The organism is Sorangium sp. So ce887 (genome assembly GCF_051521455.1).
GTDB lineage: Bacteria > Myxococcota_A > Polyangia > Polyangiales > Polyangiaceae > Sorangium.
The window spans coordinates 5,523,728-5,539,235 of the sequence record NZ_CP150354.1; the positions used below are offsets into that span (position 1 = coordinate 5,523,728).

The 15,508-nt window shown below is 71.9% G+C and carries 11 protein-coding genes; 5 read left to right on the plus strand and 6 right to left on the minus strand.

The genetic code is table 11. The features are described 5' to 3' along the window. Positions 1 to 941: 941 nt before the first annotated feature. Both WMF36_RS20670 and WMF36_RS20675 read right to left on the minus strand, forming a co-directional pair. On the minus strand, positions 942 to 2,552 hold the full coding sequence (locus tag WMF36_RS20670; protein WP_437581340.1) for a hypothetical protein: 1,611 nt from the start codon (positions 2,550 to 2,552) through the stop codon (positions 942 to 944). A 311-nt stretch (positions 2,553 to 2,863) separates the two neighbouring features. Next, positions 2,864 to 3,163: an FtsB family cell division protein gene (locus WMF36_RS20675; RefSeq protein ID WP_437581341.1), complete on the minus strand. Its 300-nt coding sequence runs from the start codon at positions 3,161 to 3,163 to the stop codon at positions 2,864 to 2,866. Positions 3,164 to 3,469: 306 nt separating this feature from the next. Between WMF36_RS20675 and WMF36_RS20680 the strand changes: the two genes are divergently transcribed. Continuing rightward, positions 3,470 to 8,752, plus strand: coding sequence for a protein kinase domain-containing protein (locus tag WMF36_RS20680; protein ID WP_437581342.1), 5,283 nt, complete (start codon positions 3,470 to 3,472; stop codon positions 8,750 to 8,752). Here the strand turns inward: WMF36_RS20680 and WMF36_RS20685 are convergent. Further along, positions 8,689 to 9,873 (minus strand): hypothetical protein, encoded by a 1,185-nt coding sequence (locus WMF36_RS20685; RefSeq protein WP_437581343.1) that lies wholly within the window; start codon positions 9,871 to 9,873, stop codon positions 8,689 to 8,691. The two genes, WMF36_RS20680 and WMF36_RS20685, sit on opposite strands and share 64 nt — an antisense overlap. On the opposite strand from WMF36_RS20685, the gene WMF36_RS20690 reads away from it, so the two are divergent. The 3 genes from WMF36_RS20690 (at position 9,833) to WMF36_RS20700 (ending at position 12,349) form a co-directional block, all read left to right on the plus strand. Beyond that, a complete protein-coding gene (locus WMF36_RS20690; protein WP_437581344.1) occupies positions 9,833 to 10,969 on the plus strand; it encodes a Fic family protein in 1,137 nt (378 codons plus the stop codon). The genes WMF36_RS20685 and WMF36_RS20690 overlap by 41 nt on opposite strands. A 121-nt stretch (positions 10,970 to 11,090) precedes the next feature. Further along, positions 11,091 to 11,900 (plus strand): endonuclease III, encoded by an 810-nt coding sequence (gene nth / locus WMF36_RS20695; protein ID WP_437581345.1) that lies wholly within the window; start codon positions 11,091 to 11,093, stop codon positions 11,898 to 11,900. Positions 11,901 to 12,055: 155 nt separating this feature from the next. Continuing rightward, positions 12,056 to 12,349 (plus strand): hypothetical protein, encoded by a 294-nt coding sequence (locus WMF36_RS20700; RefSeq protein ID WP_437581346.1) that lies wholly within the window; start codon positions 12,056 to 12,058, stop codon positions 12,347 to 12,349. A 124-nt stretch (positions 12,350 to 12,473) separates the two neighbouring features. Here the strand turns inward: WMF36_RS20700 and meaB are convergent, their stop codons facing one another. From meaB to WMF36_RS20715, 3 genes are all read right to left on the minus strand, one after another. Further along, entirely contained in the window at positions 12,474 to 13,547 is a 1,074-nt protein-coding gene (gene meaB / locus WMF36_RS20705; protein WP_437581347.1) for a methylmalonyl Co-A mutase-associated GTPase MeaB, read from the minus strand. A 69-nt stretch (positions 13,548 to 13,616) separates the two neighbouring features. Then, positions 13,617 to 13,889 (minus strand): hypothetical protein, encoded by a 273-nt coding sequence (locus WMF36_RS20710; RefSeq protein WP_437581348.1) that lies wholly within the window; start codon positions 13,887 to 13,889, stop codon positions 13,617 to 13,619. Positions 13,890 to 14,027: 138 nt separating this feature from the next. Then, positions 14,028 to 14,822 carry an arginyltransferase gene (locus tag WMF36_RS20715; RefSeq protein WP_437581349.1) on the minus strand — a complete coding sequence of 265 codons (795 nt, stop codon included), beginning with the start codon at positions 14,820 to 14,822 and terminating at the stop codon, positions 14,028 to 14,030. A 375-nt stretch (positions 14,823 to 15,197) separates the two neighbouring features. On the opposite strand from WMF36_RS20715, the gene yhbY reads away from it, so the two are divergent. Next, positions 15,198 to 15,500, plus strand: coding sequence for a ribosome assembly RNA-binding protein YhbY (yhbY, locus tag WMF36_RS20720; RefSeq protein WP_437493389.1), 303 nt, complete (start codon positions 15,198 to 15,200; stop codon positions 15,498 to 15,500). Positions 15,501 to 15,508 lie beyond the last annotated feature (8 nt).

Genomic DNA, 15,508 nt, shown 5'->3' on the forward strand with positions numbered 1-15,508 from the left:
GCGAATCACGCTGTCCAGACGAACTCGATGAGACCCAAATGCCTTAACCCGATTTGACCCTCAGTCGGATAGCCAAATCTGACCGCCGTTCAGAAAAAGGGTTCCGGATTGTAAAAAATTTCGAAAGGAGTGTATTTGGTTCCCTTGTCACAAGAAAATTCTCGTCACACGCAACAAGACCAGATCGCCATGTACCGACACACTGGAAAATCACACCTCTTGAGTTCATGCAACGCGCACTTGCACCTCGATAAGCATCGGGATTTTCCTGCTTTTGTTGCGTAGATGAAAGGCGCGGCGCGCACGCATGCAACGCGGCGCGCGGCGCGATGCCGTGCGGTGGCAGCTGCAGGCGCAGCGGCAGCCGCGGGCGCGCCGCGCGATCCGCGAGATCGCGCAGCAGCTGCAACGGCGATGCAGCACGCGGGAGCGCAGCGCCCGCAGAGATGACCTGCGTTCAGATAGCGGTCGCTCCCCGGTGCTCGACCCGGATCGCGCGCTGCGCTGCGCTGCGCAGCTCGAGCCTCGCGATCTGCTCGACCTGGATCGCGCGCTGCGCTGCGCGAGCTTCGCTAGCTGCGCTGCGCGAGCTTTGCTAGCTGCGCTGCGCGAGCTTCGCTAGCTGCGCTGCGCGAGCTTCGCTGTCTCCTCGACGATGCGCTCGCTGTCGCGGAAAGAGATGCCGGCGCGCTCGCTGAAGGAGGTGCCGCCGCGATCGTTGGAGAGGGTCGCGGCAGGAAGAGGAACGAGACCTGCGCGCGGGCAGCATCGCCTGGGTCGAGCGCGGCGGCGTCGACGCGCGCGATGCCGTCGGCGTGCATGGACGCGATCTCCTGCGCCGCGCCGCCGCGTGCCCCGCGCACGGCGTCGGCGCGGCTCGAGATCGAGCGCGGCCCCGGCGCGAGCGCGGCGGGTCGCGCGCGCCGCGCGACGGCGGGCGCTCACCCGCGCGCGGACAGGATCCGGCTGAACGCCTCGCCGACGGCGCGCGCGAGCTCGATCATGCGGCGCGACCCGCTCGCGGTGTCGAGGATCCGGTCGGCGACAAGGATCATCGCGGGCCGGCCGACCACCTGGACGGTGACCGCGGCGACGTCGAGGCTCGGGTTGACCATGACGTCGAGCAGCGGCGCGTGGGTGGGCGTGCCGGGGATCGGCCCGACATAGAGGTGGGTCGCCACGGCCGTGGCGAGGACGCTCGGCTGATCCATCGGGAGGGTGAGCTTCCGCAGCGCCTCCTGGTCGCCGAACTCCACATTGCAGGCGAACCCCCGAAAGACCCCGCGGTGCGCGGCGAAGATCGCGACGCGCACCGCGAACAGGCGCATCCCCCGCAGCGCGAGCCGGACAACGTCGTCGCGCGTGCGCGCCAGGTAGAGCGCGTCGACGACGTCGCTCAGATCGACGAACGGCTGCGGCGGCGGATCGTCGTCGAGGGGGTCGATGAGCTCCGGCTCGGGCGCGGGGGGCAGCACCGGGAGCCGACCGGAGCGCCTGCTCGACGGCGCCGCGGCGCTCTCGGGACGACCCCCGCCGCGGTCAGGCGACGGGACCGGCGCGGAGGCGGCGCCCCGGCGCGAGGGCGGCGCGAGGCCGGAGGCCACGTCGAGCGGCAGCCGGCCGAGGCGCCGCGTCGAGGGGGCCGGCTCCCGCCCGCCGCTGTCCGGACCGCGCTCCGGACCCGGCAAGCTCGGGGGCAGGATCGAGGCGAGCAGCTTGAAGGGAGGAGAGATCTCCACGGGCGGAGGCGGCGGGAACGAGACCGCGGGCGGCTCCGCATCCGCCGGCGCACGCAGCGTGGCACGACGCCGGGTCGGGCCCGCGCCGCGCTCGGCGTCCAGAGGGCCGCGCGCGTCGGCCGCTGCCTTGGCGTGGCGGAGCGGCAGGATCGGGTCCTCCGGCGAAGGCGCGCCGGCGAGCCGGGCGTGGCCGTTGTGAGGTGGACCACGGCGACCGGATCTGCCGCTCGGCGGCTCGTGGAGGCTCGGCTCGTCGAACGAGGGCACCGAGGCGCGCCGGATGAGCGGGATGGGCACCTCGTGCGACGGCGGCGGCGGGATGGTCGACTGGGGCGCGCCGTGCGGAAACGCCGGGGTCGCGCGGCGCAAGCGGACGGGGGCCTGCTCGCGCTCGTCGAGCTCCAGGGCGCGGATGGCCTCCTCGATCGCCGTGATCGGCGCGCGAAAGATGCGCACCGGCGCGCCGAGGTGGAAAGTGAGCTCGTCGGCGATGTGGCGGTCGAGCGGATCGGCGGCCGCGACATCGACGGTGCCGGCGCCGGGATCGACGCGGATCGGGACGGCGCCGAGGCGGCGGCACATGGCGCGCGGCAGGCGAGCGACGAGGTCGCGGGCGCCGACGACCTGCCGGAGCGCGAGGCCACCGCGGCGCTCGAGCTCCCTCTCCAGGGCGTGCTCGGTGATCGCGGCGCGGTCGATGAGGGCGCGGGGGAACGAGATGCCCCGCAAGACCGCCACGAAGAGGGCGGCTTCGACCTCAGCCTTGGAGACGGCGCCGGCAGAGATGAGAAGGCGGCCCAGGTCTAGCGACACTCGCCGCACGATACCAGAAAGGGCGCTGCCAGCGTGCAGCGCCCCGCATGCGGCCACGACGGACGCCGTGGCCTCCGCGCGAGCGGCGCGCAGGATCTCCCTATAAGGAGACGCGGGCGGCGCCGGACCGTCGATCGCACGGGAGCGCCACGGCGGGCGGAAGCCGGGGCGCGCGCTCCGCGACGCAGGCGCGCGGCGACGCGGGCGAGACCGCCGGGCGAGCTCACGCGATCACGCCGGGCGCTCCCGCGGAGGAGCCCTGGTGTCCGATACGACACCAGCCCTGGACAGAACCAGAAGACCCCGAGTCCTCAGCGGGAGAACTGAAAGACCACCTCGCTCTGCCGCACGAGACCCAGGTTGTCGCGGGCGATCCTCTCCACGGCGGTCGGGTCGTCGCGCAGGCGCGCCACCTTGCCGCGGAGCGACTCGATTTGCCGCCCGAGCTCGGCGTTCTCCTCCTCGACGTCAGCGAGCTCTCTCTCGAGCTCCCGCAGGCGCGGCAGCCCCTGAGGCGAGAAGATCATGATCGGAGCGCCCACGACGGCGACGATGAGCACCGCGATGGGCAGGGTCCGCTCCAGGAACTGCGCTATTCGACGCACAGACATCCGCTCGCACATCACACGCGATCCTGTCAACTTTCCTCCACGGTTCCTGGTACTCCGCGTTAACTTCCATCAGGTTGCAGCTCGGCAAACGGGGTGAGCGCAACCGCGCGCGGGGCGGCCGCGCGGCGCGGAGACCGCGCCCTCATCGAGCACCGCCATGGCCGCGCGCCGCCGGGACGCCGCCCGAACCGGCGATCGTCGGAGGTCGCGTGGAGCCGCGAGCTTCGCTAGCATGACGCACGCCCGGCCGTACGGCAGGTCCGCTGCGCGCGCATGCCGCCACGAGGGCTCGGCCCGAGGAGACCTATGTCCATTGATATCGTCCGAGGCGAGCTCGAGCGCCTCTTCTCGCTAGATGAACTGATGGCCCTGTCGTCCGACCTCCTCGGCTTCAGCCCGGCCGAGATCGGCGGCAACGCCTCCAAGGCCTCCTTCGCGCGCGCGCTCACGGACCATTGCGTCGAGGTCGATGCCATCGAGGCGTTGATCGACGCCGTCATCGCCTCACGCGCCGAGGTCGACGCGCGCGTCCGCGCCCTCGGCGCCCAGGGGATCAGCCTGCCCGAGGAGATCGCGCCCGGCGACTCGTTCGGCGACTACATCATCACGAGAAAAATCGGCGAGGGACCGCGAGGGCTGGTCTACGCGGCGACGCGGGGGACCAAGCCGCGGACGCTCAAGGTGCTCCGGCGCGAGGTGACCCGGGACGGCCGGGCGGTGCGCCGGTTCCTGACCCACGTCCGCCTTGTCGCACAGGTGCACCACGAGAGCCTGGCGAGCGACGTCGATGCCGGGCTCGTGGGCGGCCGGGCGTTCGTCGCGTACGCGCACGTCGACGGGCTCCCGCTCTCGGCGCGCCTCGCGCGCTCGGGGCCGCTCCACATCAACGAGGCCAAGCCGCTGCTCCGCGGGATCCTGGACGGGCTCGCCGCGCTCCACGAGCAGCGCCTCGTCCACGGCGCGCTCAAGCTCGAGAACGTGCTCGTCGCCCGCGGCGACGAGGGGCAACCGCTCCCCGTCCTCATCGACGCGGGCGGCGACCGGCTCGGCGCCGGATGGTCCAGCCCGGAGCTCGTCAAGACGGCCAGCCCCGAGCGGCTGCGCGGCGAGGGCGTCGGCCCTGCGAGCGACCTCTACGCCTTCGGCGCGCTGCTCTTCGAGCTCCTCACGGGCAAGCCCGTGTTCCCGGGCGCGGCCGCGGTCGACATCGCCGTCGCGCACCTCACCGAGCCGCCGCCCGCGCCGAGCGCGGTCGCGCCGCGCGGGTGGGTGGGCAAGGACATCGACGAGCTCGCGGGGCGCCTGCTCGCGAAGCCCCGGGACGCCCGGCCGCGGAGCGCGCGCGCGACGCTCGACGCGATCGAGTCGCTCGGCACGCCGCAGCAGCAGGGGGCGGCGATCGACGACGGGCAGCTGAACGATCTCGTCGACCGGCTGGTCGCGAGCCCGACCGACACCGACCTCGCGCTCGCCGTCGAGGCGACCGTCGATCGGGGGGCAGACCCGGGGCGGGTCGCCGAGGCGCTCGTGATGGCCTCCGAGCAGGTCGACGCGGGCGAAGGCGGCGACCAGGCGGCGGCGAAGAAGCTCCTGCACTACCGGGCGGCCCGGATCTACGAGAAGGGGAGGCTCCACGACAAGGCGGAGGCCGTCTACCTGCGCCTCCTCGAGCTCGATCCGGGCGACGACATCGCCTTCAGCGCGCTCGAGGAGCTCCGCAAGGCGCTGGGCAAGCACGAGGAGCTCGTGGAGATGCTCCTCCAGCGGAGCGAGCGCGCCGAGAGCGCGGGCGAGCGCGCCAGGGCGCTGAACGAGATCGGGCACCTCTACGTGCGGGAGCTCGACGACAAGGACCAGGGGGTGTTCGCCTTCGCCCAGGCGCTCGTCCAGGACCCCGAGCAGGACGCGTACGCCGTCGACCTGGAGCGCGCGGCCGGCAACGACATGAAGATCTGGTCCGAGGCGCTCCAGATCCTGAGCCAGGCGAGCACCGAGGAGGCGATGGCCGCCGAGCCGAAGATCGCGCTCTTCAACCGGCTCGGGCCCTGGTACGCGGAGAAGCTCGCGCGGGCGGACCTCGGGATCCCGTGCTTCCAGTTCGTGCTCGGGCTCGACCCGGCGAACGAGAAGGCGCTGGAGGGGCTGACGCAGGTCTACCGCCGCGCCCAGCAGTGGCAGGAGCTCGTCCAGGTGCTGCTCTCGCGGGCCGATCGCGCCGCGACCCCCGGCGAGGCGCGCGATCTCCGCGCCGCGGCGGCCGAGCTCCTCGAGTCGAAGCTGAGCGACGCGGGCCGCGCGCGCGACCTCTACGAGCAGATCTTCACCGAGGACCCCGGCCACACGAAGGCGTGCGACGCGCTGCTCAGGATCTACCGGCGCATCGAGGACCACGCCGGCTACGCCAAGATCCTCGAGCGGCGCGCGGAGGCGCTGCGGGGCGAGGAGCGCGTCGACACGGTGTGCAAGCTCGCCGAGCTCTACGAGGACCGGCTCGGCGACCTGAACGAGGCGACGCGCCGCTACGAGGCGGCGCTCGAGCTCGATCCGACCAGCCTGACCGCCCTGCGCGGGCTCGATCGCATCTACAGCCGCACCGGGCGCTTCAAGGAGCTGCTCCGGAACCTGGAGCGGCAGATCGACGTCAGCGCGACGCCGCGCCAGAAGATCAACCTCCACGAGCGGATCGCCGGCATCCACGACGAGGAGTTCCTCGACCACGCGAGGGCGGCCGAGGCCCTCGAGGCGATCCTCGGGATCGACGGCGCGCACGAGGGCTCGCTCGCCGCGCTGGGGCGGCACTACCGCGCCCTCGAGCGGTGGGAAGACGTGGTCGCCCTCTACGAGCGGCACCTCGCCATCGTGCCCGACGACAGGCGCCGGGAGGAGCTCCTGCTCGCGATGGGGCGCGTGCTGCTCGAGCAGATCGGCTCGCCCGAGCGCGCCAGCAAGGCCTACGAGCGGGTGCTCGCGATCGACCCGCACCACGCCGGGGCGCTGGAGTCGCTGGCGCACGTGCGGGCCGCGACAGGCGACGCCGCGGCGGCGCTGAGCGCGATCGAGTCGCTCGCGGCGTCGGCCAAGACCGCCGAGAGCCGGGGCGATCTCTGGATCCGCGCGGCGAGGATGCTCGAGGAGAAGGGCGATCGCGACGGGGCGATCGAGCGGTACAAGATGGCCCTCGACGCGCAGCCGCAGAACGCGGGCGCGTCCTCGGCGCTGCGCGCGGCCTACCTGGCCCGGGGCGACGCGACGAGCGCCGTCGAGCTCATCGCGCGCGAGGCCGAGGTCGCCGAGGGCAACCTCGCCAAGGCCCGCCTCCACGGCGAGATGGCCCTCCTGCTGCGCGAGCGCCTGAAGGACGACGCGCGCGCCGCCGAGGCGGCCACCAGGGCGGTCGACCTCGATCCGACGAGCGTGATGGGGCTGATGATCTCGGGCGATCTCGCGTTCGAGGCCGGCCGGTTCCTCGAGGCGGGGAGGCACTACGAGCTCCTCTCGGGCCGGGTCGACGCCCTGCCGAGGGAGCAGGGGCTCAAGCTGCTCCTCCGCTACGTCGACGCGCTCAGCAAGAGCGGATCGAGCGGCAAGGCGATCGGCACGGTGCAGGCGCTGCTCGCGCTCGCGCCGGACGACCCGGCGGCGCTCTCGCGCGCCGCGAAGGTCAACCTCGACGCGGGCAAGGCCAAGGAGGCGGCGGAGCTCTACGAGCGCCTCGTGGAGCGCTTCGGCGCTGGCCTGCCGGAGCGGGAGCGGGCCGAGGCGCTCCTCCGGCTCGGCGAGGCGAGGCTCGCCGCCGGCGACCCGGACGGCGCGGTGGCCCCGCTGAACGAGGCCGCCGACCTCGTCCCGGAGTCCCCTGCCCCGCTCGCCCTGCTCTCCCGGGTCTTCGAGGCGAAGGAGGACTGGGAAGAGGTCGTGCGCCTCAAGCACCGGCGGCTCGACGTGGTGACCGGCGAGGAGCGGAGCGCGCTCCTGCTCGAGATCGGCGACCTGCTCGCGACGCACCTCCACGACCGGACGCGCGCGGCGAAGAGCTACGTGGCCGCGCTCGACGAGCGCCCCGACGACCGGAAGATCCTCACCAAGCTGATGCAGCTCTACAGCGAGGAGAAGGACTGGTCGAAGCTCATCGACATCGTCCTCAAGCTCGCCGCCAAGATCGACGACAGCCGGCAGAAGGCGAAGTACCTGCACACCGCGGCGATCGTGAGCGCGCGGCAGCTCGGCGATCTCGACCGGGCTGCCCGGTTCTACGACGAGGTGCTGGAGCTCGATCCGTCCCTCACGCGGGCGCTCGCCGAGGCGATCGAGCTCCGCGCCGAGAAGGGGGACCACGAGGAGGTGGAGCGCCTGCTCAAGGTCGAGCTCGACCTGGCCACCGAGGAGAACGACACGGCGAAGATGCTCGAGATGTTCGACCGCCTGGGCGCCCTCTACAAGGACAAGCTCGGCTGGATGAGCGAGGCGATCGACGCCTACGAGGCGGCGCAGACGCTCGATCCGGACAGCGAGGAGCGGAACGAGCTCCTGGCGAACCTCTACGCGAGCAACCCGGCGGAGTACCTGGACAAGGCGGTGGCCGCGCAGCTCCCGATCCTGCGGCGCACCCCCTACAAGCCGGACGCGTACCGGCTGCTGCGGAAGCTGTACACCGAGACGAAGCGGGCCGACGCCGCCTTCTGCCTCTGCCAGGCGCTCTGTTGCCTGAACGCGGCCGAGCCGGACGAGGAGCGCTTCTTCCGGCGGCTGCGCCCGGACACGGCCGCGGCCGCGCAGCAGCCGCTCGACGACGACGCGTGGGCGACCGCGCTCGTCCACCCCGACGCGGATCCGCTCCTGACCGCCATCTTCGGCGTCATCGAGCCGGCCGTGCTGAGGAAGAACGGGCAGCCGCTGGAGGAGCTCGGCTACCAGCTCGCCTACCAGATCGATCTCTCGCGCCACCCCTACCCGATGTCGCAGACGCTGTACTACGCGTCGGGCGCCCTCGGCCTTTCGCCGCCGCTCACGTTCCAGAACCCGAACGACGGCGGCGGCGTCTCGTTCCTTCACGCGCATGTGCCGGCGATCGTGCTCGGCGCCGCGGCGCTCCAGATGGATCTGCCGACCCAGGCCGCCTCGTTCATCGCCGCCCGCCACCTCACCTACTACCGGCCGGGCATGTACCTCCGCCACCTGGTGCCGACGGGCACCGGCCTGCGCGCCTGGCTGTTCGCGGCGATCAAGATGATCTCGCCCACGTTCCCGATCACGAAGGAGCTCGAGGGGCCGGTGAAGGACAACCTGTCGGTCCTGGAGCCCACCATCGTGGGGCCGGCGCGCGATCAGCTGGCGAGCATCGTGACCAAGCTCCTCCAGGGCGGCGCCATCGACCTGAAGCGCTGGGTGTCCGGCGTCGACCTCACGGCCGACCGCGCCGGGTTCCTCCTGGCCAACGACCTGGAGCTGGCGCAGGAGATGATCAAGGCGGCCGATGACGCGAGCGCCGCTGTGCCCCAGAAAGAGCGGCTCAAGGAGCTCATGCTCTACGCGGTCAGCGAGGAGTATTTCGCCGTCCGGCAGCGGCTAGGCATCAACGTCGACAGCTGAGGTCCGGGCGCGGAGCCGTGGCGCGCTCTCGTTCGGCCGCACGGCGGCGCGCCCGCGCCCGCCGCGGGCGCTGCCCGGCAGGCGCGCGGGCAGGGTGGATCGCTGATGATCCAGATCGACGATGTCGCTTCCGGTCCACTTCTGCACCGGACTGGTTGACGGATAAATCCCCAAATTGCTAGGCTGCGGGCCGGCATTAGGCCCTTTGGATCGTATGTTAGCTCGCCGCAGCGTGGCAGCGGGCAGCCTGAGCGATTGTGTGAAAGCACGCCCATGGCGGCAAAGAAGACCCGAAAAACTTCGAAAAAAGACCGGAAGAGAGCGACCAAGGCGAGCGCGGTGAGCTCGAGGCGAGCTGCCTCGACGGCGCGAACGCGGAAGGCGAAGCCCGCCGCCCGTTCGGCCGCGCGCAAGCCGAAGCGGAAGGCCGCGTCCTCTCGTCCTGCTGCGCGACGCACCGCTGCCGTGAAGGCGGCAAAGCGCCGGAAGGTGACGACGAAACGGGCGACCGCCCGCAAGTCGGCGGCCCCGGCGCGGCGCAAGGCAACGCGCACACCGGCACGGGCCACCCGGACGGGCGCCAGGAAGAAATCGGCGGCCGCGAAGGCAAAGAAAACGACGCGCGTTGCTGCGAAGCGAGCCAGCGCGTCCAAGGCGAGGAAGGCAGCCGCCAAGAAGAAGACGAAGGCGACGAAACCGACGCGCGCCGCCGCCAAGCTCAGGACCACCAAGGCCAGGGCGAAGGCGCGGGCGACGAAGGTCAAGGCGAGGGCGACGAAGGCCAAGGCGACGCGGGCGAAGACGGCGAGGGCCAAGGCTCCGAAGGCCAAGGCGACGCGGGCCAGGGTCGCGAAGCCGAGGGCGGCGAAGACCAGGGCCGCGAAGGCCAGAACCGCGAAGACCAGGGCCGTCGCCGGCCGGACACGGCGCGCGAATGCCGCGAAGCCGAAGCTCGCGCGGGTCAAGGCCACGAAGAAGCCGAGGCTCGCACGGGTCAAGGCCACGAAGCCGAGGCTCGCGCGGGTCAAGGCCACGAAGCCGAGGCTCGCCCGGAGGAAGATCGCGGCGCGCTCCGAGCGGGTGCTGGCAGCACCGGCGGCGGAGCCGACGAAGCTCCGCAAGAAGCTGAGGCTCGACGACAAGCCAAAGCTCAAGGAGAGGCTGAAGCTCAAGGAGAGGCTGAAGCTCAAAGCCGACGTGGAGCAGGTCGCGCCGGTCGAGACCGAGCGCCCGCGCCGGACGAGCGACAACCCGCAGCGCGCGAGCGACAGGCCGCAGCGCGCGAGCGACAGGCCGCAGCGCGCGAGCGACAAGCCGGCCGCCGAAAAGAAGAGCGGGCGGCCGGGCGTGGTCAAGGGGAAGGTGTTGATCGAGCGCCGTCCGGGCCGCGTCCCGCTCCGGGAGCCCCCGCGGGTGGTCACGCTGCCCCTGCCGATGCTGCCCCCTCCTCGGCGAGCCACCATCGAGGAGCGCAGCGCCATCATCGAGCAGCGGCTGAACGCGCAAACGGAGGAGTTCCGGCGGCGCTACATCGACAGCCTGGATATGTCGTGGATTTACCACGACAGCGCGCTCGAGGGCGTGGTCTACACGTTCGATGAGCTGCGCGCGGCCCTCAACGGCCCGGCGCCGCTCGTGACGGACTCGAGCCTTCAGCCGACATACGATGACATCCGCCGCCACAAGGAGGCCATCGTCTACGTGCGCGAGCAGGGCGCGAACAAGCGGGCGCCGGTCACGCTCGACTGCGTGAGGAAGCTGTACCTGATCCTCCACCCGGAGGAGGGGGATCTCAAGACGGTGAAATACCGCAAGGACATCCCCCAGCACCGGCTCTACTTCCACGAGTACGCTCCGCCGGACAAGATCGCCTACAAGGTGCGGCAGATCATCGACTGGCTGAACGACCCCGAGACACGGAAGACGCGGAACGGCATCCGTATCGCGGCGCGCGCGCACTACGATCTGCTGCGGGTCTATCCGTTCCCGAACGACAGCGGCAAGGTCGCGAGGCTGTTCATGAACATGCTGCTGCTCCGCACCGGTCTGCCCCCGTCGATCATCCACTCGACCGAGCGGCAGCGCTACTACGAGGCGCTGAAGGGCTCGGCGACGACGGTGCTGCAGATGGTGCAGGAGTCGGTGGAGAACGCGCTCGCGAGCGTCGAGAAGCTCCTCGATGAGCATGAGACGCGGAAACGCGCCTTCGTCAGCTGAGACAGCGGAGCGCGGCCTCGGGGGGAGCCCCGCCCCGGTCGGACGGGGCGCGCGCCGCCCGCCCGGGGCCGCCGCCGTCCGTCCCGTAGCCCAGAATCAGGGGAAGAGCGGCGCTGCCCCCGTGAAACGGCCCCACAAGGCCGCTCCCGGGGACGCGCCCGCGGCGGCGATCCGCGCGCCGAAGACCCGGAAGGCGGCCGCGGTCGCCGCCGCGGATCGGCCCGCGCCGGCGCGCGCGCGGCCGGGCGCCCCGCCTCAGGCCACGTTTGCGCGGCTGCGCGCGTTGCACCCGGATGCCCACTGCGAGCTGGATCACAGGTCCTCGTTCGAGCTGCTCGTCGCGACGGTGCTCAGCGCGCAGACGACGGACGTGCTGGTCAACAAGGTGACGCCCCACCTGTTCGGCGCCTATCCCGACGCCCGCGCGCTCGCCGGCGCCGATCCCGCCGAGGTGGCCGCGCTCCTCCGGCGGCTCGGGATGGGCATGTTCAACCAGAAGGCCAGGAACGTCGTGGGGCTCGCGCAGGGCCTCGTCGAGCGGCACGGCGGCGAGGTGCCGAGGACGCTGGCGGAGCTCGTGAAGCTGCCCGGCGTCGGACGGAAGACCGCGAATGTGGTGCTCGGCGTCGCCTTCGGGGCGCCGGAGGGCGTCGTGGTCGATACCCACGTGCAGCGCCTGTCGCAGCGGCTCGGGTGGACGAAGAGCGACAAGCCGGAGCAGATCGAGCGCGATCTCGTGGCGCTCTTCCCGCAGCGTGACTGGGATATGCTGTCCCACACACTGATCTTCCACGGCCGCCGGATCTGCTTCGCGAGGAAGCCGGCGTGCGGAGGCTGCGGGATCAACGACGCGTGTCCGAGCGCGTTCCACGCCGAGAATGTGGGGCGCAAGGCGCCGCGCTCACCACGCCGCGTCGGCGCGCAGGCGTGAGCGCCATCCATGCCGCGCAAGCCGGGTGTCGAGCGTACAGACGGAAGATGGGAGCGCAGCAGCGCGGATCATCGCTCATCGCTCATCGCGGCTCGACGCGTCTGTTGTCAGCTGTTTATTGCCCTGACGCTGGAGACGCGGGGTAAGCTGGGCCCATGAAGGCCTCGCACCTGACCCTCGCCCTCGCCTGCCTTTTCACCACCGCGTGCGGCCGCGTGGAAGGCGATCTCTGCGACTACAAGTGCGACTGCGAGGGATGCAACGACCGCGAGTACGGCGATTGCCTCGATCGCTACGATATCCGGTACGAAGACGCAGACCGCCACGACTGTGTCGACCGCTACGACGAGCTCGTCGCGTGCGAGGACGATACCGGGATTTGTCGCGACTATAAGTGGGATACGTCCTGCAAGAACGAGAACGACGCGCTGAAAGAGTGCGTGGACTAGCTCCGCGCGTCAGCAACCCCTGGCGGGATTTCTGACGCATGAAACCAGGCGCGGTCGGACGGCCTGATGCGGCGGCCGCAGGAGCGCCATCGCCGGCACCGGTGGCCCTGTGCGTGCCGCCGGCTCAGGGCCCGTCGCCCACCGCGACGGCGCCGCCGGGCGAGAAAGCTCCGGTGCTGCGGAACGCCTCGACGAGCCGCTCCGACGCCGTGTAGGGGTCGACCTCGCGCCGCGCGACGGCATGCACCGCCGCGTCGAGCGCCGGCCCGAGCACGGCGACCGCGGCGTCGGTGAGCGCGTCGCGGAGCTGCACGTGCATCGCCTCACGCAGGCGCTCGTCCAGGCGCGCGGCGCCCGCCTCGGTCCCGAACAGCCACGCCCGGTGCCCCTCCAGCTTGTCCACGAGCGCCGCCACGCCCTCGTTCCGCGTGGCCACGGTCCGCGCGATCGCGGGCTCCCACGGCCCCTCGGTCGGCGAGCCGCCCGGAGCCGCCGCGACGGCGCGGGCGTGGTGCGCCGCGGCGCTGTGCCCGCGCGCCCGCCCGGACGCGCTCGCCACCTCGCCGCCGAGCGCGATCATGAGCTCCAGATCGCGCACCGCGGCGTCGGCGCCGTCCCGATCGGCCTTGTTCACGGCGAAGACGTCGGCGCACTCCAGGATGCCCGCCTTGATCGCCTGCACCTCGTCGCCCATCCCCGGCGCGACCACGACCAGGGTGGTGTGCGCCATGCGCGTGATCTCGAGCTCGTCCTGCCCTACCCCGACGGTCTCGACCAGCACGACGTCGGCGCCCCACGCGTCGAGCACCCGCGCGATGTCCACCGCCGAGCGCGATAGCCCGCCGAGCGCGCCCCGGGTCGCCAGCGACCGGATGAACACGTCGGGATCGCCGAAATGCGTCTGCATGCGGATGCGATCGCCGAGGATGGCGCCGCCGGTGAACGGGCTCGTGGGATCGATCGCCACCACGGCGACCCGGCGATCCTGCTTCCGGAACACGCTGATCAGCCGGTCGGTGAGCGTGCTCTTGCCTGCCCCCGGGTTGCCGGTCACGCCGAGGACCCAGGCGCGGCCGGTGTGGGGGAAGAGATCCTTCAGGATCGCGGCATAGTCGCCGGCGCGATCGTCGGCGAGCCGGCAGGCCCGCGCCGTCGCGCGCGTGTCGCGGGCGAGGACCTTCTCTGCGATCGGATGCACGCGAGCGGTCTAGGCCCGGCGGTGCGTGGACACAACCGGGCCCGTAGGCAGCGCGGCCCCGGCCTCTACCTACGCTGCCCCGCCGCCGCCGGCCTCGCCGCCGCCCGCCCCGCCGCCGGCCTGACCTCCGTCACCACCGGCGCCCGCCCCGCCGCCGGCCTGACCTCCGTCACCGGATGGCCCCCCGCCGGCCCCGCCCTCGCCGCTCGCCGACGAGCTTGCGCCCCCGGCGCCGCCCGCGGCGTCGCCGCGGTCGACGATCGGCCTTGTCTCGCCGCACGCGAGGGCGAGCAGGGCGGAGAGCACAGCGGAGGAGGCGAACGCGAGCGCGCGATTGCACATGGGCGCGTTCTTGAAACGGGGCGCCCCCGAAGTCCAGCCGCGCGCTCCCGTCAGGGCGCCGCGGGCGCGAGCTGGTCGAGGCGCCGCCCGGCCCAACCGCGCGCTCACGTGCCCGGCCGCGCGCTCACGTCAGGGACGTCAGGGCGCCGCGGGCGCCGGCCGGTCGAAGCGCCGCCAGCGGCCGTCGATGAGCCGCTCGTGCGGCAGGTACTGGGACTTGTAGATCAGCTGCGAGCACCTCTCGACGTAGAGGCCGAGGTACAGGTACCGCAGGCCCCAGGTGCGGCACAGCTCGAGCTGCTTCAGGATCGAGAAGACACCGGGGCTCAGCGGCTCGAGCTCGGGATCGTAGAACGAGTAGACCGCCGACAGCGACTCCAGCCCGCGATCGACGATGGCGACCCCGACGAGGCGGCCGCCGAGGCGGTAGCGCATCTCGAACGTCTCGCAGCAGCTGTCCACGAGGAACGCCTCGTAACCCGCGGCGCCGAGCGGGACGTCGTCGCGCATGAGCCCCCTGCCGTGCTTGTGCAGGTTGTACAGCGCGACCCTCTCCCGCGTGGTCACGGGCGGGCCGATCTCGACGTCGACCACCTCCTCGCCGCGGCGGAGCACCCGGCGCTGGGTGCGGCCGGGGACGAAGTCGCGCACGACGATCCGGATCGGCTCGCACGCGCGGCACGAGGGGCACTGGGTGCGGTAGAGCAGCTTGCCGTGGCGGCGGTTGCCCGCGACCAGCCTCCGGTCGAACTCCGCGCGCGTGAGCGGACGGATGGGCACGCGGAGCGGCATCCGTGCCTCGGCGTCGGGGAGGTACGGGCAAGGGCTCACTTCGTCGTGGACCGTGAGCTCGAGCGGGCCGGCTACCTCGTCCAGCCGAGGGAGCTCGACGTCCTGCCCCGATGACGCATCTCGCTCGCTCGATGAGCCCATGTCGCTGTCGATCCGAGCGCTCGAGACCCCGTCGACACGCCGGCCGATACATCCAGGGGATGCCTGTTGCGCGGCCACGTCAAGCAAAACCCAGAGCGGCCCGGGGCCGCCTGGAGATCCCGCCCGCTTGCGCAACGCCGGAATTCACCATCGGTCTGTGCGCATTCATGCGCCTTTGCATACATTAACTCCAGAACACCCACCTTGTCCCTCAGGCTCTGCGCTCCGATCCGGACAGGCTGTGCGCGGAGTCCGCGCGGCGCGCCCTTTTCCCTTGGCCCGGAGGCCGGTATGGACCCGGCGCGCGCCCGCGAGGAGAGGTCGGTCCGGTGAAGGGTCCGCCTCGCGCGAGCGACTCAAGAAAGGCCGAACGCTTTGGATCTCACAGGAAAACAGCGCCGCCATCTCCGGGCGCTGGCGCATCACCTCGACCCGATCGTGCAGCTCGGCAAGGCCGGGCTGACCGACGGGGTCGTCGCGGCCGTCGACGCCGCCCTGGAGCGGCACGAGCTCGTGAAGGTACGCCTGGGCACCGAGTGCCCGGACGATCAGGGCGAGGTCGCCGGCTCCCTCTCCGAGCGGCTCCGCGCCGAGGTGGCGCAGACCCTCGGCCGGACGATCCTGCTCTACCGGCGCCACCCCAAGGAGCCGAAGATCAAGCTGCCCACAGGCGACTGATCACGAGC